The organism is Solidesulfovibrio alcoholivorans DSM 5433, assembly GCF_000702665.1.
GTDB lineage: Bacteria > Desulfobacterota > Desulfovibrionia > Desulfovibrionales > Desulfovibrionaceae > Solidesulfovibrio > Solidesulfovibrio alcoholivorans.
Window position 1 is genome coordinate 248,273 of the sequence record NZ_JNJA01000005.1, and the last position, 16,682, is coordinate 264,954.

The 16,682-nt window shown below is 67.5% G+C and carries 13 protein-coding genes; 1 reads left to right on the plus strand and 12 read right to left on the minus strand.

What is annotated here, in order from left to right:
* Positions 1 to 140: 140 nt before the first annotated feature.
* From Q368_RS0111715 to nudC, 8 genes are all read right to left on the minus strand, one after another.
* Complete coding sequence (locus Q368_RS0111715; protein WP_029459259.1) at positions 141 to 1,571, minus strand: outer membrane homotrimeric porin; 1,431 nt, start codon at positions 1,569 to 1,571, stop codon at positions 141 to 143.
* A gap of 109 nt (positions 1,572 to 1,680) precedes the next feature.
* On the minus strand, positions 1,681 to 3,855 hold the full coding sequence (feoB, locus tag Q368_RS0111720; protein WP_029459260.1) for a ferrous iron transport protein B: 2,175 nt from the start codon (positions 3,853 to 3,855) through the stop codon (positions 1,681 to 1,683).
* 3 nt (positions 3,856 to 3,858) lie between these two features.
* Positions 3,859 to 4,884, minus strand: a complete 1,026-nt coding sequence (locus Q368_RS0111725; protein WP_029459261.1) for a GGDEF domain-containing protein — start codon at positions 4,882 to 4,884, stop codon at positions 3,859 to 3,861.
* 46 nt (positions 4,885 to 4,930) lie between these two features.
* On the minus strand, positions 4,931 to 5,572 hold the full coding sequence (locus Q368_RS0111730) for an HD-GYP domain-containing protein (RefSeq protein ID WP_052360136.1): 642 nt from the start codon (positions 5,570 to 5,572) through the stop codon (positions 4,931 to 4,933).
* 422 nt (positions 5,573 to 5,994) lie between these two features.
* Positions 5,995 to 7,023: a cytochrome d ubiquinol oxidase subunit II gene (gene cydB, locus Q368_RS0111735; protein ID WP_029459263.1), complete on the minus strand. Its 1,029-nt coding sequence runs from the start codon at positions 7,021 to 7,023 to the stop codon at positions 5,995 to 5,997.
* 84 nt (positions 7,024 to 7,107) lie between these two features.
* Complete coding sequence (locus Q368_RS0111740; RefSeq protein ID WP_029459264.1) at positions 7,108 to 8,409, minus strand: cytochrome ubiquinol oxidase subunit I; 1,302 nt, start codon at positions 8,407 to 8,409, stop codon at positions 7,108 to 7,110.
* A 193-nt stretch (positions 8,410 to 8,602) separates the two neighbouring features.
* A complete protein-coding gene (locus tag Q368_RS0111745; RefSeq protein ID WP_029459265.1) occupies positions 8,603 to 9,040 on the minus strand; it encodes an RrF2 family transcriptional regulator in 438 nt (145 codons plus the stop codon).
* A 90-nt stretch (positions 9,041 to 9,130) separates the two neighbouring features.
* On the minus strand, positions 9,131 to 10,024 hold the full coding sequence (nudC, locus tag Q368_RS0111750) for an NAD(+) diphosphatase (RefSeq protein WP_029459266.1): 894 nt from the start codon (positions 10,022 to 10,024) through the stop codon (positions 9,131 to 9,133).
* Positions 10,025 to 10,169: 145 nt separating this feature from the next.
* Between nudC and Q368_RS0111755 the strand changes: the two genes are divergently transcribed.
* Positions 10,170 to 11,528, plus strand: a complete 1,359-nt coding sequence (locus Q368_RS0111755; RefSeq protein WP_029459267.1) for a glycerate kinase type-2 family protein — start codon at positions 10,170 to 10,172, stop codon at positions 11,526 to 11,528.
* 79 nt (positions 11,529 to 11,607) lie between these two features.
* Here the strand turns inward: Q368_RS0111755 and Q368_RS0111760 are convergent, their stop codons facing one another.
* The 4 genes from Q368_RS0111760 to Q368_RS0111775 are packed head-to-tail and all read right to left on the minus strand — an operon-like array spanning position 11,608 to position 16,653.
* Positions 11,608 to 11,970, minus strand: a complete 363-nt coding sequence (locus Q368_RS0111760) for a response regulator (protein ID WP_029459268.1) — start codon at positions 11,968 to 11,970, stop codon at positions 11,608 to 11,610.
* Positions 11,963 to 12,295, minus strand: coding sequence for an STAS domain-containing protein (locus Q368_RS0111765; RefSeq protein ID WP_029459269.1), 333 nt, complete (start codon positions 12,293 to 12,295; stop codon positions 11,963 to 11,965). Before Q368_RS0111765 ends, Q368_RS0111760 begins: the two co-directional genes overlap by 8 nt.
* 33 nt (positions 12,296 to 12,328) lie before the next feature.
* Positions 12,329 to 14,491, minus strand: a complete 2,163-nt coding sequence (locus Q368_RS0111770) for a chemotaxis protein CheA (RefSeq protein ID WP_029459270.1) — start codon at positions 14,489 to 14,491, stop codon at positions 12,329 to 12,331.
* A gap of 50 nt (positions 14,492 to 14,541) precedes the next feature.
* Positions 14,542 to 16,653 (minus strand): HAMP domain-containing methyl-accepting chemotaxis protein, encoded by a 2,112-nt coding sequence (locus Q368_RS0111775; protein WP_029459271.1) that lies wholly within the window; start codon positions 16,651 to 16,653, stop codon positions 14,542 to 14,544.
* Positions 16,654 to 16,682: the final 29 nt, after the last annotated feature.

Sequence of the window (16,682 nt, forward strand, 5' to 3'; positions counted from 1 at the left end):
CGCCGTCGCGGCCGTTGCGGTGGCTGGGCTTTGAGGATGTTCGCTTCGCTGCGGCGGCTGTCGTGACGCCGCAAGCCTGGACATCCCCTAGCACGGGGGCTGCGGGGCGTCCAGGCTTGCGGGGGTTGCGGGCGTTTGGCCTAGAAGGTGTAGAGGAAGCCGAGGGAGCCCATGAAGGCGTTTTCGGCCTGGTTCGTGAAGCGGTGTCCCCAGATGCTGGTCTTGAGCCCCTGGGGCGAGGCGAAGCCGGTCTGCATGGTGAGGCTCAGCTGTTCGGTGATGGCGTAGGAATTGTCGAAGTTGACGCCGAGCACCCATTCGCCTTCGGCCAGGTTGCGGCCCATGGTCACGTATTCGCCCACGCCGCCGGTGGCGACGACGGCCTTGCGCAGGCCGGCGGCGCTGTTCGTGCCGGCGATGACGGCCACGGTCAGGCGGCTTTTGAGCGCCTCGATGAAGCTCACGTCGCGCAGGCTCGCGGCCAGACCCCAGGTGCCGGTCGGGTCCACGCCGATGCTGTTGTTGGCGAACTCCTGGTCACAGTCGAAGAGAAACGACGTGCCCGGGCCCCATTTGGGCGTGATGACGGGCAGGCGCTCGCTGCCGTTGCTGATGCTCGAATCCTCGCCGCTGGCCACCCAGCCGAAGAGTCCGGGCAGCATCCAGTCGAAGCCGGAATAGGTGACGCCGGCGTCGATGAAATACCCGCGGCGGCGGTTGCGCTCCCGGTCGCCCGGGGCGGCGTCGCCGTAGATGGCGTCGGCGTAGAACTTGACGGGATCGAGGGCTTCCATGGTGAGCGCGAGGCCGCCCCACCACATGGCGTTCTGGTTGTCCTTGTAGGGATAGCCCGTGGTGTTCAAGTAGCTGCCGGCCGAAAGCAGGCCGGCGTTGAACAGGCCTTCCGGATCGGCGTTCTTGCCGTAGACGCCGACCAGGCCCCAGGGCGTGGCCGCAAAGCCGTCCACGGTCACGGGCAGGGCGAGCTGGTAGACGTCGAAGGCGTCGCCGACCTGCGTCGTGGTCTGCTGGAAGGTCCGGTTGGCGGCAAGCAGTCTGCCGTAGGCGGCCTGGACCGAGAGGTTTTCATTCACCGGGATGTTCACGTGCAGCGCGGCGCTCGACTGGTCGCCGTCGTCGGCGGCGAGCACGATGCTGTCGTAGAAGACCTCGGTGTGGGGCACGGACAGGGGCTGGTAGCCGGCCGTCACCTCGATGTCGGTGCCGGGGAACTTGAATTGCAGGTAGGCGAGGTAGGGCTCGATGGCCACGGTCGGGTTGGCCGCGGTCAGGTAGCCGTGGCCCCAGGCTTCGTCGTCGACGCGCATGCCGAAGCGGAACTTGAGGTTTTCGTTGGCCACGAAGTCGCTGCGCAGCCGCAGGCGCTGCCAGATGGTCACGCGGTCCTCGGTCTGGGTCCCTGTCTCATCCCAACCGGTGAAATTGCGGTTGGCGAAGAAAACGCCGTAGACGCGGGTATCGCCGGCCATGCGCACTTCCGTGGCGGCGTGCGCGGCGGTCGCTGCGGCCGCCACGAAGAGCAGGGCGGCGAAAAGGTGCCTTACTCGCATACAGGATGTCTCCCTTGGGTGGAAAGTTATGACATGTTTTACAGGTAACACTATTTTTTATTTTATATGTTGTCTAGCTGCTCCTCCCTCCGGTTGCAGGTTTGGGGGCTCACCAGGCGCGGGCGATCCGAAAGACCGCCACGGCCACGACGAAGCCCAACGCCGTGTTGGCGACCACGGCGAAGGAGGCCCATTTCCAATGCGTTTCCCGGGCCATGACGGCGACCGTCACGAAACAGGGCGCGTACAAAATGGTGAAGGCGAGAAGCGCCAGGGCCACGGCCGGAGTGAAACCCGGGTCGGCGGCCAGGCGCGCGGACAGGGTTTCCGGCGCGTCGGGCGAGGCTTCGCCCAGGTCGTAGGCCGTGCCCAGGGTGGAGACCACCACCTCCTTGGCGGCGAGCCCTCCGATGAGTGCGATGTTGACGCGCCAGTCGAAGCCTGCCAGGCGGCTCACGCTCGTAAGGGCCACGCCGAGCCGGCCGGCGAGCGAGGCGCGCAGGGCCTCCTCGGCCCGGACGTTGTCCAGGGCGTCGATCTCCTGGGAAAGCGCCGTGCGGGCCTCGCCCTCGGGCAGCGTATCGCGCGCGGCCGCGAGTTCCAGGCGCTTGGCGTCGAAGGCTTCCTGGCGCGCGGCGGGCAGGCCCGGAAAGGTCATGGCCGCCCACATCACGATGGAGATGGCCAGGACCACGGTGCCGGCCTTTTTGACGTACTGCCAGGCGCGCTCGAAGGTGTGGACGCAAAGCCCGCGCAGGGTGGGCAGGCGGTAGGGCGGCAGCTCCATGAGAAAGGGCGTCGAGGCCCCGGGGATGACCGTCGAGCGCCACAATCTGGCCACGCCCAGGGCGGCGGCCCAGGAAGCGAGAGTGACGGCGAACATGACGAGCCCCGGATGCTCGGGGAAAAATGCGGCGATCAGCAGGAGATAGACCGGAATTTTCGCACCGCAGGCCATGAAAGGCGCGCTTAAGATGGTGGCCAGGCGTTCCTTGGGGCTGCGCAGGGTCCGGGCGGCCATGACCCCGGGCACGGCGCAGCCGCCGGGGATGCCGCCGGAGATGATGAACGGCATCACCGACGCCCCGTGCAGGCCGAAGGCCCGGAACACCCTGTCGAGCATGTAGGCCATGCGCGCCGTGTAACCCAGGTCCTCCAGGCACGAGAGCAGGAAGAACATGACGCAGATGAGCGGCACGAACCCGAGCACCCCGCCGACGCCGGCAATGACGCCGGAAACGGCCAGGGAGCGCAGCAAACCCTCGGGCAGAAGCGCCCCGACCGTGTCGCCAAGCAGGCCGAACCCCGCCTCCAGCCAGGCCATGGGATAGCTCGAAACGAGAAACGTCAGCTGGAACATGCCGAACAGCACGGCAAGCATGATGACCGGGCCGGCCACGGTATGGGTGAGCACCCTGTCGCAGGCGTCGGTCAGGGCGACGCGGTCCGGGGAGGCGTTTTTTCGGAGCACGCCCCGGCGCAGCAGGGAGGCAATGAAGCCGTAGCGGTAGTCGGAAATGACGGCCTCGGGAAAGGTGTTCCGGGTGGCCTTGACGTGGCGCGCGAGCGCGGCCGCGGACTCCTCGAGAAAGGCGGCGGTCGCGCCGGCGCGGCGGCCCAGGGCCCGGACGTCCTCGTCGTTTTCGAGGTACTTGAGCGCGAGCCAGCGGGCCGGGAATCGGTCGACGAGGAAACGGTCGGCCTCGATGCGCGCCTGCATGGCGAGAAGCGCCCGGTCCACGTCCGCGCCGTAGGAGAGCTCCAACGGCTTCCATTGGCCGCGCCGCGCCCTGGCGTAGTCCAGGGCCTCGCGCACGAGCGTATCCGTGCCTTCGCCCACGCGGGCCACGGTCTCGACCACGGGCAGGTCGAGCAGGCGCGCGAGCAGGCCCGTGTCGAGGACCATGCCCCGGCGGCGGACCTCGTCCATCATGTTGAGCGCAATGACCACGGGCGCACCGAGTTCGAGCAGCTGCACCGTGAGGTAGAGGCCGCGCTCCAGGGTGCCGGCATCGACCACGTCGATGACGCAGCTTGGCTTTTCCTCCACGAGAAAGGTGCGCGCGGCCTGTTCGTCGGCGCAGTAGGCGGTCAGGGAGTACATGCCCGGCAGATCGACCAGGGTCACGTCGCGGCCGGCGGACAGCACCCGTCCCTCGCGCTTTTCCACGGTGACGCCGGGGTAGTTGCCCACGTGCTGGCGCGCGCCGGTCAGGGCGTTGAAAAGGGTGGTCTTGCCGCAATTGGGGTTGCCGGCCAGGGCGAAGGTGAGGGACGGGGACATGGCTTATTGTTCCTCCGCAGGCGGTCTGGGCGCAGGCGCGCCGTCGCCGGGGGCGACGGACACGGTGTCGCCCCCGCCGGCCTTGGCCGCGTACAGGGCCGCGTCGCAGCGGGAGGCCAGGGAGGCGGCGTAGGGCTTGGCGTCGCGGCGGGGGTCGAAGCGGGCCAGGCCGATGCTGGCCGTGACCCCGTATTCCTGGCTCGCGGCGAAGCGGCGGCGGATGCGTTCGGCCACGGCCAGCGCCGCTTCGGCGGGCAGGCGGGTGAGGAGCACGGCGAATTCGTCGCCGCCGAGGCGAAAGGGCATGTCCAGGCCTTCGCGCGTGGAGTCGAGCAGGGTTTTCCCTATGGCGGCAAGCACCGCGTCGCCGGCCGGATGGCCGAAGCGGTCGTTGACGCCCTTGAAGGCGTCGCAGTCGAGAAAGGCCAGCCACAGGGGATGGCCGCTGGAAGCGGCTTCCTCGGCGAGCGCCGGCAGGGTCGCGTCGAAGTGGCGTCGGTTGTAGAGCCCGGTCAGGCCGTCGGTGCGGGAGAGGTCGGCGAAATGGCGTTCGCGGCGCTTGGTCTCGTCGAGCAGGGCGGTCAGCCAGGTCTCCCGGGTCTCCACGCCGTGGGCCAGCCAGTTGAGGTCGCGTTTGAGGCGCAGGAGCTCGTGCTCGTCGTCGCCCTGGGGGGGCAGGGGCAGGCGGCGCTGGTATTCGCCCCGGCGCAGGGCCGCGCAAAAAGCGTTGATGGCCGCGACGTCGCCAAGGACCACGAACCGCGCCGCCAGGCGCGAGAGCGGCAGCGCCAGCACGAGCGCCCCGGCCAGCCACAGGCCGAGCATGCGCCCGGGCGAGGCGACGAGATCGTTTTCCACAAGATACAGGGCCACGCCCGGGGGCAGGGCGAAAAGGAGCAGGAGCACCAGGCGCATGCGCGTGGTGACGCCGATGCCGCGCCTGGGGTGCGCCTTTTCGGCGGCACCGACCCGGGGCGTCGCGGCAGCCTGTCCGGCCTGCAATCTGTCGGCGGTGGATACGGTTTGCATGGGCCCGTCCTTGTTCTCGTGCGTCATGGCCACGGCGGCGCGGTTGTCAGGCCCGTGCCGGGGTGTCGCGAAACGTCTCGGTCAGGCGGCGCAGGGCGTCCTTTGCCGCCGTAAACGCCGCCACCACGTCCGGGTCGAATTGCGTGCCGGCGCAGGCGACGATTTCGTGGCAGGCCCGGTCGAAATCCATGGCCGGGCGGTAGGGGCGCGTCTGCAGCATGGCCGAGAGGCTGTCGGCCACGGCGATGATGCGCGCGCCAAGCGGAATCACGCGCCCGGCAAGACCGGCGGGGTAGCCGCGGCCGTCGAAACGTTCGTGGTGGGCGCGCACCATGGCGACCACGCCCATTTCGGCCAGGCAGGACAGCGGCGCGAGGATCTCGCCGCCCATGGCCGGGTGCGCCTGCATGCACGCCCATTCTTCGGGGGTGAGGCGGCCGGGTTTGAGCAGCACCGCGTCCGGCACGCCGATCTTGCCGATGTCGTGGAGATGCCCGGCCACATGGACCACGTTGACCTGGGCCTGGGGCAGGCCCATGCCGGCGGCCAGCACCCGCGCCACCTCGGCCACTTCTTCGGAGTGGGCCTGGGTGTGGGCGTCCTTGGCGTCAATGGCCCGCCCCAGGGAGGCGGCCAACTCATGGACGAGATGGATGACCCCGGCGTCGCCTGCCGGCGTGCGGCACAGGACGTCCGCAAGGCTCTGCGCCCCGGCGACAGGGCGTTGCGGCGCGAGCACCCTTCCGCTCCCCTGCCGTTTCGGGGGGGCGGCATCGCATGGTTCGGGCATGGCGACCGCATCGGGGGATCTGGATTCCTGGGCATGCGGCGTCGGGGAGAGGGGCGGTGAGAGGCGAATGGCGGCGCGGTACTGCATGCGCGGGTGCTCCAAGATGCGTCGTAATCGTCGATCCGTTCCTGCGCCGCTCCGGGCGGTCGCTTTCAGATTTCGCTTGCCGGAGGCTTGCGACGTCGCATGTTCCGCATGCGATGACGCAGGGATACGCCCAAATGAAAATGGTTGTCAATGTCGAATGGGTCGGGTGGAAACAAAAAGCGCCTCCGACGGCGGACCGTCGGAGGCGCTTGGCAAACAATGCGTCGGAAAGCCTAATACGCTTCTTCGTACTCCAGATCTTCCTTGGTCACCGGATGGCGGAAGGTGTGGATGGCCCAGACCTGGTAGATGATGACGATGGGCACGAAGACCAGGGCCACGCCGAGCATGATGGAAAGGGTCAGCGGCGTGGAGGAGGAGTTCGCGATGGTCAGCGAATAGGCCGGATTGAGGCTCGAGGGCAGAAGCGCCGGGAAGATGCCGACGACGCCAAAGAGCGCCGCCCCGCCGATGAGCAGGGCCGAGCCGACCCAGGCGGCCAGCGGCCGTGCCTGGCGGCGGTAGCTGTAGGTCAGCAACAGCCCGGCCACGGGCACGAGCAGGATGGCGAAAAGGACCGGATGCACGAGGTAGTTGGTGAAAAGCTGCGTCATGCCCCAGGACATGACGAGGAACAGCACCACCAGCACGGCCACGACCGGCCAGAGCTTGCCGGCCAGGCGCATGGCGCGGTCGCGGATGTCGCCTTCGGACTTGAACGCCAGCCACAGCGCGCCGTGGTGGGCGAAGAGGAACACGAACAGCAGGCCCCCGGCCAGGCCGTAGGGGTTGAGCAGGGTAAACAGGTTGCCCTGGAGGATGCCGTCGCCGTCGATGGGCACGCCCTTGAAGATGTTGGCGAAGGCGACGCCGAGCAGCAGCGCGGGCAGGAAGCTGCCGATGAAGTTACAGGTGTCCCAGAGCTTGCGCCAGCCGTCGCTGTCCACCTTGGAGCGGAACTCGAGCGTGACGCCGCGCAGGATCAGGGCGAAAAGCAGCAGCATCAGCGGGGTGTACAGGCTCGAGAACATGACGGCGTAGGTCTTGGGGAAGGCGGCGAAGGTCACGCCGCCGGCCGTGATGAGCCACACCTCGTTGCCGTCCCAGAAGGGGCCCATGGCATTGTACATGATGCGGGTTTCAGTATCGTTTTTGGAGAAGAAGGGGCGGATGATGCCGATGCCGAAGTCGAATCCGTCCAGGACGAAATAGACCGCCCAGAGCACTCCCCACAGGATAAACCAGGTGGTTCCGAGATCCATGGCCATTCTCCTTAAAGCTTGCCGCCGGCCGGGCCGGGGGTCGGGCTTGTTGCGTCGAAAGGAATCCCGTGTCGCCGGAAGGCCTTATGCCGGTTCCTTGCGGGCGTACTTGGCCAGCAGGAAGATGTCCAGGGCCGCGAGCAGGATGTAGACCACGAAGAAGGCCACGAGGCTGATGGCGACCTGTTCGACGGCGATCGGCGAAACGGCGTCCTTGGTGCGCATGAGGCCGTAGACGATCCAGGGCTGGCGGCCGACCTCGGCCACGGCCCAGCCGGCCTGCAGGGCGATGTAGGGCACGGGGATCATCCAGACGAGGGCCTTCAGGAGCTTGGGCGAACTCTCCGCGGGTTGGTGGCGGGAGATGAAGGCCAGCACGGCCATGATGAGCATGAGCGTGCCGAGCCCGACCATCAGGCGGAAGGCGGAGAAGGTCAGCGTCACGGGCGGACGGTCTTCCTTGGGGAAGTCCTTGAGGCCCTTGACCTCGGCCGAGGGATCGTTGAAGGCCATGAGGCTTAAGATGCTCGGAATGCGCCCGATCTGGATGCTGTTGCCCTCGTTGGCGGGATCGGGCACGGCCAGAAGATACATGGGGGCGTTCTTCTGGGTTTCCCAGTGGGATTCCATGGCCGCGAGCTTGGCGGGCTGGACTTCGGCCACGATGTTGCCCTGACGGTGGCCGACCAGGGCCACGACCAGGGAGAAGATCAGCGCGAACGCCGCGCCCACGCGGAAGGACTTGGTGAAGAAATCGACGTTCTGCTTGCGCAGCAGGTGGTAGGCGGAGACGCCGACCACGAAGAAGCCGCCGAGGGCCCAGGCGCCAGTCACCGTGTGAAAGAATTCGTTCCAGCCGTAGGGGTTGGTGACGACGTCAAGGAAGCTGCCCAGTTCCGCCCGGCCGTTTTGGATCACATAGCCCACCGGGTGCTGCATGAAGCCGTTGGCCAGGAGGATCCACAGGGCGGAAAGGTTGGCGGCGAAGGCCACGATCCAGATACAGACGGCGTGGAGCTTGGGCGAGAGTTTTTCCCAGCCGAACACCCACACGGCGAGGAACGTGGATTCGAGGAAAAAGGCCGCCGTGGCCTCGATGGCGAGCAGCGAGCCGAAGATGTCGCCCACGAATTCCGAATAGCGCGACCAGTTGGTGCCGAACTGGAATTCCAGGGTGATGCCCGTGACCACGCCCAGGGCGAAGTTGATCAGAAATAGTTTACCCCAGAACTTGGCCATGCGTTTGTACGTCTCGTCGCCCGTGCGCACGTACTTCGTCTCCATGACCGCCGTGATGAACGACAGGCCCAGGGTGAGCGGCACGAAGATGAAGTGAATGAATGTGGCGAAGGCGAACTGCAACCGGGAAAGCATTAATACGTCCATGATCCGTCTCCTTTTCCTCCGTCTGGTCCAAAGGTCTTGACTTCCCTTGGCGCATCGTCCCTGGCGTTGCCGTATCCGGCGCGGGGCGGCCCTTCATGCCGCCGGCCACACGTCTTTCCGGCCCTTTCCTAGCACCCCGCCGGGGAAAATGCACCAACCCCACGGTATTTTCCGCTTGCGCGGCCCTGTATTTTCACGGTCCGGGAGACCGTTTTGCGCACCCTTGCGCCTCTTCCTCGGCCAAGCGGGCCAGCGTCGTGCCGGCCAGCGTCTCCCGCAGCTGCGTGCGCGCCTTTTCCCACACCAGGTGCACCGAGCAGATGCACTGCCGGTCGCAGCTTTCCGGGCGATGAATGCAGTCGTTCAAATAGATTTCCCCGTCGATGGCCTCGACCACGGAGAGCAGGGTGAGCGCTTCCGGCCGCGTGACGAGTTCGTAGCCGCCCTGCGCGCCCTGGCGGATGGCGATGATGCCGGCCCGGGCCAGCTGCTGCGCCACCTTGCCCAGGAACTGGGCGGGAATGTCCATGGCCTCGGCGATTTCCTTGCGGCCGATGACCTCGCGGTCGCGGTGCATGGACAGGTAGAGCAGGCAGCGGATGGCGTATTCGCCGGCGCGGGTCAGACGCATGACGGACCTCAATTTGGATTAATCGGACTTGATTGATCCTATATATGGCCCGCGCGGGCCTGTCAACGGAATTCCCGCCGCCCCATGCCGTTATTTTTTGGCCAGGACGGCCGCGGCCAGATCCGGGGCGTAGCGGTCGATGAGGTGGCGGGCGATGCTCGAGGCCGGGGGCAGCGCGGCGGGGGGATTTTTCACCGAAAACCAGGCCGCGCTCTCCAGTTCCGTGGTGTCCACGGCCAGTTCGCCGCCGGCGTAGCGGGCTGTGAAGCCGGCCATGATCTGGCTCGGGAAGGGCCAGTTCTGGCTGCCTGCGTAGCGGATGTCGGCAACGGTCAGGCCCGTTTCCTCCATGACTTCGCGCACGACGCATTCCTCGAAGGACTCGGCGAATTCCACGAAGCCGGCGACCATCCCGTACTGGCCTTGTGGCCAGCCGGGCTTGCGCACGAACAGGTATTCCTCGCCGCGGCGGATGAGCACGATCACCGCGGGGTGGATGCGGGGGTAGTATTCGCGGGCGCAGTCCGGGCAGCGCGCGCCGAAGCTGCCGGGAATCTCGCGCGGCGCGCCGCCGCAGGCCGGGCAGACGCGGCTGCGGTCGCGCCAGTGCAGCACCTGCCGGGCAAGCCCGGCCAGCGTGAGCAGGGCTTCGCCGAGGTCTTCGGAGCGGTAGCCCGAGGGCACGGCGCGCAGTCGGTGGGGGATATCCGCCTCGGGTTCCAGGCGAAGGGCGCGCAGCGGCTTTCCCCGCCATGTGCCGACATAGACCGGTGGCACGGCGAAGGGGCCGGCCGGGGGGGCGGCGCCAAACGGCAGTTCGGGGGCTTGGCCCGGTTCCTCCGCGCGCACGAACAAAGCGCCCTCGCGCAGGGCCAGCCAGTAGCCGGGCGCGCCGGGTACATCCTTGTCCGGAGTGCCGAAGGCATAGTCCGCGGCGATCGAGGCGCGGTTGAAGGCGAGGTTGACGGCTTCGGGGTAGGGCATGGCGTCCTCGTGCGTTTGTGCGGGCCGCCTTCCCGGCCCGCGTCCCGGAGGATACGCCGGCCGGCGGGTTTTGGCCAGCGCGTGCGGCCTTGACGCCGCGCCTGCGCCCTGGCACAGCCGGATACGGAAGCACAGGGAGGACGCCATGCGCGACGCCGTCGCCGATGCCGAGGCCATTTTCCGCGCGGGACTCGCCCGGGTCGATCCCCTGGCCATGATGGGCCGGGTGCTGACCCTGGACGGGGACATCCTGCGGGTGACCACCGAAACCGAATGCCATGCTTACGACCTGGCGCGCTACCGGCGCATCTATGTGCTCGGCGCGGGCAAGGCCGCGGCGCGCATGGCGCTCGGCCTCGAGCGGATTTTGGGCGACCGGATCGCGGACGGCGTGGCGGCGGTCAAGGAAGGCTACCTGGAGACGCTTTCGCGCATCCGCCTCATGGAGGCGGCCCATCCCGTGCCCGACGCGCGCGGCCTGGCCGCGGCCCGGGAGGTGCTCGCCCTGGCCGGAAAAGCCGGGCCGGACGACCTTGTCATCGTGCTCGTTTCCGGCGGCGGCTCGGCCATCCTGGCCGCGCCCCTGGAACTGCCCGGCCATCGCCTGACCCTGGCCGACAAGCAGCAGACCACGCGGGTGCTGCTTGCCTGCGGCGCGACGATCCAGGAGATCAACTGCGTGCGCAAGAAGCTCTCGGCGGTCAAGGGGGGCAGGCTCGCGGCGGCCATCGCCCCGGCCCACTGCCTGGGGCTGCTGCTGTCCGACGTGGTCGGCGACGATCTCGACGTCATCGCCAGCGGCCCCACCGTGCCCGATCCGACGACCGGGGCCGACGCCCTAGCCGTGCTTGCGCGCTACGGCGTGACGGACACCGTCGCGCCGGACGCCCTGGCCGTGCTCACGGACGTGGCCGCCGGGCGCGCTCCGGATACGCCCAAACCCGGCGACCCGGCGTTTACACACACGCGCACCGTGCTCGTGGGCACCAATTTCCAGGCACTGCTCGCGGCGCGGGACAAGGCGGCCGCGCTCGGCTACGCCACGGTGATCGTCACCTCCCACCTGACGGGCGAGGCGCGGGAGATGGCCAACCTGTTTCTGGGCATGGCGCGCGACATCGCCGAATACGGCGTGCCCCTGCCGCGCCCGGCCTGCGTCATCGCCGGCGGCGAGACGACCGTGACCCTTCGCGGCCATGGCAAGGGCGGGCGCAACCAGGAGATGGCCCTGGCCTATCTGGCGGGACTAGGGCGCGACGCCAAAAACGCCGAGGACGCCGTGTTCCTGGCCGCCTCCACGGACGGCTCCGACGGCCCGACCGACGCCACGGGCGCGTTCGCGTCGCTGCCCATCCTGCGCCGGGGTCAGGCGCTGGGGCTCGATGCCGGGCGCTATCTCGCCGACAACGACGCCTACCACTATTTCGAGGCGGTGGGCCGTCTGCTCAAAACCGGCCCGACCAACACCAACGTCTGCGACATCAAAGTGCTGCTCACGCCGTAACGCGGCTTTTGCGCATGAAAAAACCCGGCCGGGGCGAGAACCTGGGCCGGGCGTCGGGGCGAAGCGGGAGTTGCCGGAATCAGCGCAGGACTTTTTTCACCACGGCCACGAGCTGGTCCGGGGTGAAGGGCTTGACGATCCAGCCGGTGGCGCCGGCGGCCTTGCCCTCGGCCTTTTTGCCGGCCTGGGATTCGGTGGTGAGCATGACGATGGGGATGAACTTGTAGGCGGCCTGGGCGCGGATGCCTTTTATAAGGCCGATGCCGTCGAGATTGGGCATGTTGAGGTCGGTGATGACCATGTCCACGGTACCGCTGAGCTTGGACAGCGCGTCCTTGCCGTCGGACGCCTCAACGACGTCGTATCCTTCTTTCTTGAGCGTGAAGGCCACCATCTGGCGTACGCTCGCCGAGTCGTCCACGGTCATGATTCTTTTAGCCATCGCGTCCCTCATCGGCGAAAAAAGTTTGGAGTTGGGGCGTGCGGTCGAACCCGGAAACGCGGGCTGCCTGGCCGGCCGCCTCGCTGACCGGGCCATGCCTGAGCAGGGTCTTGCCCTCGCGCTGCAAGGTCAGGGCCGTGGCCAGCACGAGCTGCAAAAACGTCACGTCGGCTTCCTCGACGCCCGAGACGTCGAGGACGAGCACGCTGCCTGCGGCAACGGCCTTGAGCAGGGCCTCGCGCAAGGCGGTGGCGTGCTCCACCGTGCATTTACCGGAAATGGCCAGGGTGAGGCAATCGCCTTCCCGCGTCTGGTTTATTTCCATGCCTTATGGCGCTCCTGTCGCCCGTTTCCGGGGCTACTGGGTCAGTGTACGGGAGGCCTTGGCCGCATGCAAGCGGGAGTCTTCCTGCCCGCGCACGAAGCGTACCAGTTGCGGCACGTCGAGAATGAGCGAGATGCTGCCATCGCCGTTGATCGTCGTGCCGGAAATCCATTTGAGATGGCGGTAGCAGTCGTCGAGGCTCTTGATGACGGCCTGCTGCCGGCCTACCACCTTGTCCACGCAAAATCCCACCATTTCCCCTTCGACCTCGGTGACGACCACCCGTTCGTAGCCGGGCTGGTCCCCGGGCACCTCGAAGAGCCGGCGCAGGCTGACCACCGGAATCAGGTCGCCCATGCGCTCCATGTTCTCCACGGTGCGCACCTCGCCTTCGGGGAAGCGTTCCTGGAAGCCGCGCAGGTTGACCAGGGGCACGATGAAGGAATCGCCGCCGACGACCACGGAGAAGCCGTCGATGATGGCGAGCGTGAGCGGCAGCTTGATGGTGACCGTGGAGCCCCGGCCCTCGGCGCTTTCGAGTTCCACCATGCCGCGCAGGGCCTCGATGTTGCGCTTGACCACGTCCATGCCCACGCCCCGGCCGGAAACGTCGGAAACCTTCTCGGCCGTGGAAAAGCCCGGGGCGAAAATCAGCTCCATGACTTCCTTGTCGCCGATCTCCGCGTCGGCGGGGAGCAGGCCGCGTTCCACGGCCTTTTTGCGCACGGCCGCGACGTTGATGCCCCGGCCGTCGTCGCTGATGGAGATGACGACGTTGCCGCCGGAGTGGCTGGCCGAGAGGGTGACGCGGCCGCGGGCGGGCTTGCCGGCGGCCAGGCGTTCGGCCGGCGGTTCGATGCCGTGGTCGAGGCTGTTGCGCAGCAGGTGGACCAGCGGGTCCTTGATGCGGTCGATGACGGTCTTGTCGAGCTCCGTGTCGCCGCCCAGGGCCTCGAATTCCACGTCCTTGCCGAGCGTTGCCGAAAGGTCGCGCAAAAGCCGCGTGAACTGGCTGAAGACCGTGCCGATGGGCAGCATGCGCAGGCCCAGCGCCACGTCGCGCATGGCGTCGGTCAGGCGTTCGAGGTCCTCGTCCACGGCGGCGGCGGCGTCGAGGTCGCGGGCCTGCACGGCCTGGCGCAGGCGGGACTGGAGGATGACCAGTTCGCCGGCCATGCTGACCACGCTGTCCAGGCGCGCCGCGTCCACGCGCAACGTGGTGGAGGCGGCCGGCGCGTGCCGCTGTTTTCCCGCGTCGGCCACGCCGAGGCGGGCGCTTTTTGCGGCCACGCGGGCCTTGGCTTCGGTGATGCTGGCGAGCTTGGCGGCAAGGGCCCGGGACAGGGCGTCGAGGACGACCTCCGGCGGCGCGGCGTCGAGCCCCTCCAGGGTGTGCAGCAGATCGCTCAAGTCGCTGTCGCGAAGCGTTCCTTGGTGGATGCGCTCGATAATGATGTCGGAATCGCCCTCGACGAAGATGAACACGTCTTGCAGGCTGTTTGCGCCGCAAGGCGTGCGCACGAGCAGGTCGAAGACGCCGTAGGCCTCCTCGGGCTCGAACTCCGAGGCGTCGAGGTCGGGCATGGGGCCGTGGCGCAGCGCGCGCACGCGGCCCAGGGCGTCGCATTCGGCCAGCAGGCGCACGGGGTCGTTGCCGGTGTGCAGGATGCGCGCCGTGGGTCGGAAACGCAGCCAGTAGATGGAAGGCGGCCCGGGTTCGGCCGCGCAGGCGTAGGCTTCCTCTTCCAGGACGGCCAGAGGCTGCCGTTGCGCGGGCGGCGGCGCGGCGGCCGGAGCCCGGGCTTCGCGTCCTTCGGGCAGAAAGGCCGCGAAGGACGCGAGCAGGGCGTCGGACGCCTCGCGCAATTCCGGGGAAGTCCCTCCAGGGGACTCGAGCAGGGCGAGGATATGGTCCCTGGCCCCGAGCGTCAGGGTCAGCAGTTCGCTGGTCACCGGCAGCACGCCCGCGCGCACGCGGTCGAACACGGTTTCCACGTCGTGGGTGAAGCGCGAGATCTCCTCGAAGCCGAACATGGCCCCGCCGCCCTTGATGGTGTGCATGGCCCGGAAGCAGGCGTCCACGCGCTCCATGTCGCCCGGGTTTTTCTCGAGCTCAAGCAGGGCCCTTTCCAGTTCGCCGAGCAGTTCCCGCGTTTCTTCCACATAGAGGGCGATGGAAGGATCAATTTCCGACATGGCGCGCCTCCGTTTGCGCAAGGGCTGCCCGCGTCGTCGTCGCGCGGGTGCTAGAAACGTTCAAACTGCTCGTCGTCGTTGTCCATATCGATGCTGACCGCGGCGCTTTCCCGCGCCCGCGTCGACGCGGCGATGGCCTTGCGACCCGGTGCGACGGTTTTGGCCGCCCCGGGTCGGCCTGCCGGCTTGGCCTTGTTCGCCTGGGGCAGGGGCTTGGGCGAACGGACGGCGGTGTCCAGGCGGAAAAACGCGATGCTGGCTTGCAGCTGTTCGGCTTGGGCGGAGAGCTCCTCGGAGGTGGAGGCCAGCTCCTCGGACGCCGAGGCGTTTTGCTGGATGACCTGGTCGAGTTGCTGCAAGGCCTTGTTGACTTGCGCCGAGCCGCTGGACTGCTCCTGGCTCGCGGCGTTGATTTCCTGGACGAGGTCCGCGGTGCGCTGGATGTCGGGCACGAGCTTGGCCAAAAGTTCGCCGGCCCGTTCGGCCACGCCGGTGGTTGTGCGCGAGAGCTGGGTGATTTCCGAGGCCGCCGCCTGGCTGCGTTCGGCGAGTTTGCGGACTTCCGAGGCCACGACCGCGAATCCCCGGCCGTGCTCGCCGGCCCGCGCCGCTTCCACGGCGGCGTTTAAGGCCAGCAGGTCGGTCTGGCGGGCGATCTCCTCGATGATCGAAATCTTGCCGGCGATTTCCTTCATGGCGGCCACGGCCTGGGTGACGGCCTGGCCGGATTCCCGGGCGTCGTTTGCGGCCTTGACGGCGATGGCCTCGGTCTGGCTCGCGTTGTCGGCGTTCTGGCTGATGCTCGACGCCATTTCCTCCATGGCCGAGGAGGATTCCTCCACGGCCGAGGCCTGCTCCGTGGCCCCCTGGGACAGGGATTCGGCCGAAGCGCTCATTTCCTCGCTGCCCGAGGCCACGTTCTCCGCCCCGGACTGGACCTCGCCGACCACGTCGCGCAGCCGGTCGATCATTTCCGCAAGGCTTGAAAGCATCACGTCCTTGTCCGAGCGGGCGGTCACGCTGACGGTCAGATCGCCGTCGGCCAGCCGGCCGGCCGCTTCGGCCGTGGTCCGCTCGGCCTCGATCATGCGACTCATGGCGGTCAGCAGCATGGCGATCTCGTCGCGGCCGTCCGTCGTGACATCCACGTCGAGGTCGCCGTGGGCGACGGCTTCCGCTGCGGTAATGGCCTTTTTCACTCCGCGCAGGATGCCCCTGGTGATGAGCGTGGCGAAAAGCGCGCCGAGCAGAATGGCGACCACGGCCGTGACGAGGGTGATGGTATTTGCGGTGCTCGATTCCTGGCGCATTTGCTCCTGTTGCATCTCCACGGCGGCGGCCGCGACGTTGCCCGCCTTGTCGGCGGCGGCGGCCATTTCCTTTGTGATGACCGCCTGGGCCTCGGAGACCGTGACGAAACCTTCCATCCGGGTCTTGTAGGTTTCGGCGCGGGAGACGATGTCTTCCAGCATGGTCCGCTCATCCGGCGTCGTCATCAGAGGCATGGCTGCGCGCCCTGTGGCGGCGAGGTGTTCGAGGACGCCCCGGGCGGTGTCCATGCGGGCCTTGTCGCCCTTCCAAAGATAATAAAGGACTTCGATGCGCGAACGCAGGAATTGCTCGACGAGAACGTCGACCTTGTGCTGCGCCATCGCGATCTTGCCCACCGCTTCGACGCCGAGGCCGGCGGCTTTTTCCATGGACTCGGCCTGCCGCTTGACGAGGGCCTCGCCCGCCTTTTGCAGGGCGGTGGCCGCTTCCACCACGGTCTTGAGCGTCTCGTCGCGCGCTTTTTCGTTCTCCAGGTAGCGGCCGAGGCCGCTTTCGTAGGCGGCGGCATCGGTGATGATGGCGTCCATGCGCTCCCGGTTGCGCGGGTCGTCGAGTTCGCGTTTGAGGGTTTGCGCCATGTCCTTGGCCGAGCCCAGGTGCTTGCGGAAGCTCTCGAGGCGCGCCGCATCCTTGTTGTTCATGTAATAAAGCATGTCCATGCGGGCGCCCGTGATCGCATCGCTGATGGAATTGACCGTTTCCATTTTTTTCGAGCGTGACAGCAGCATGTCCAGGCTTTTGTAGCCGACGCCGGCCACGATGATGGTGAAGAGGATAGCCAGACAGAATCCCAGACCGAGTTTGAAGGCAAGACCGCGGTTTTTGAACATGAGGCACCTCTTCCTGCTGTTGCGCATTT

What these genes read in the sequence shown, in the direction of transcription:
- nudC (WP_029459266.1), bottom strand. Translation starts at nt 10,024, where the DNA reads ATGCCCTACCCCGAAGCCGTCAACCTCGCCTTCAACCGCGCCTCGATC.
- Q368_RS0111715 (WP_029459259.1), bottom strand. Translation starts at nt 1,571, where the DNA reads ATGCGAGTAAGGCACCTTTTCGCCGCCCTGCTCTTCGTGGCGGCCGCA.
- Q368_RS0111765 (WP_029459269.1), bottom strand. Translation starts at nt 12,295, where the DNA reads ATGGAAATAAACCAGACGCGGGAAGGCGATTGCCTCACCCTGGCCATT.
- Q368_RS0111740 (WP_029459264.1), bottom strand. Translation starts at nt 8,409, where the DNA reads ATGGACGTATTAATGCTTTCCCGGTTGCAGTTCGCCTTCGCCACATTC.
- Q368_RS0111760 (WP_029459268.1), bottom strand. Translation starts at nt 11,970, where the DNA reads ATGGCTAAAAGAATCATGACCGTGGACGACTCGGCGAGCGTACGCCAG.
- Q368_RS0111775 (WP_029459271.1), bottom strand. Translation starts at nt 16,653, where the DNA reads ATGTTCAAAAACCGCGGTCTTGCCTTCAAACTCGGTCTGGGATTCTGT.
- Q368_RS0111755 (WP_029459267.1), top strand. Translation starts at nt 10,170, where the DNA reads ATGCGCGACGCCGTCGCCGATGCCGAGGCCATTTTCCGCGCGGGACTC.
- Q368_RS0111725 (WP_029459261.1), bottom strand. Translation starts at nt 4,884, where the DNA reads ATGCAAACCGTATCCACCGCCGACAGATTGCAGGCCGGACAGGCTGCC.
- cydB (WP_029459263.1), bottom strand. Translation starts at nt 7,023, where the DNA reads ATGGATCTCGGAACCACCTGGTTTATCCTGTGGGGAGTGCTCTGGGCG.
- feoB (WP_029459260.1), bottom strand. Translation starts at nt 3,855, where the DNA reads ATGTCCCCGTCCCTCACCTTCGCCCTGGCCGGCAACCCCAATTGCGGC.
- Q368_RS0111770 (WP_029459270.1), bottom strand. Translation starts at nt 14,491, where the DNA reads ATGTCGGAAATTGATCCTTCCATCGCCCTCTATGTGGAAGAAACGCGG.
- Q368_RS0111745 (WP_029459265.1), bottom strand. Translation starts at nt 9,040, where the DNA reads ATGCGTCTGACCCGCGCCGGCGAATACGCCATCCGCTGCCTGCTCTAC.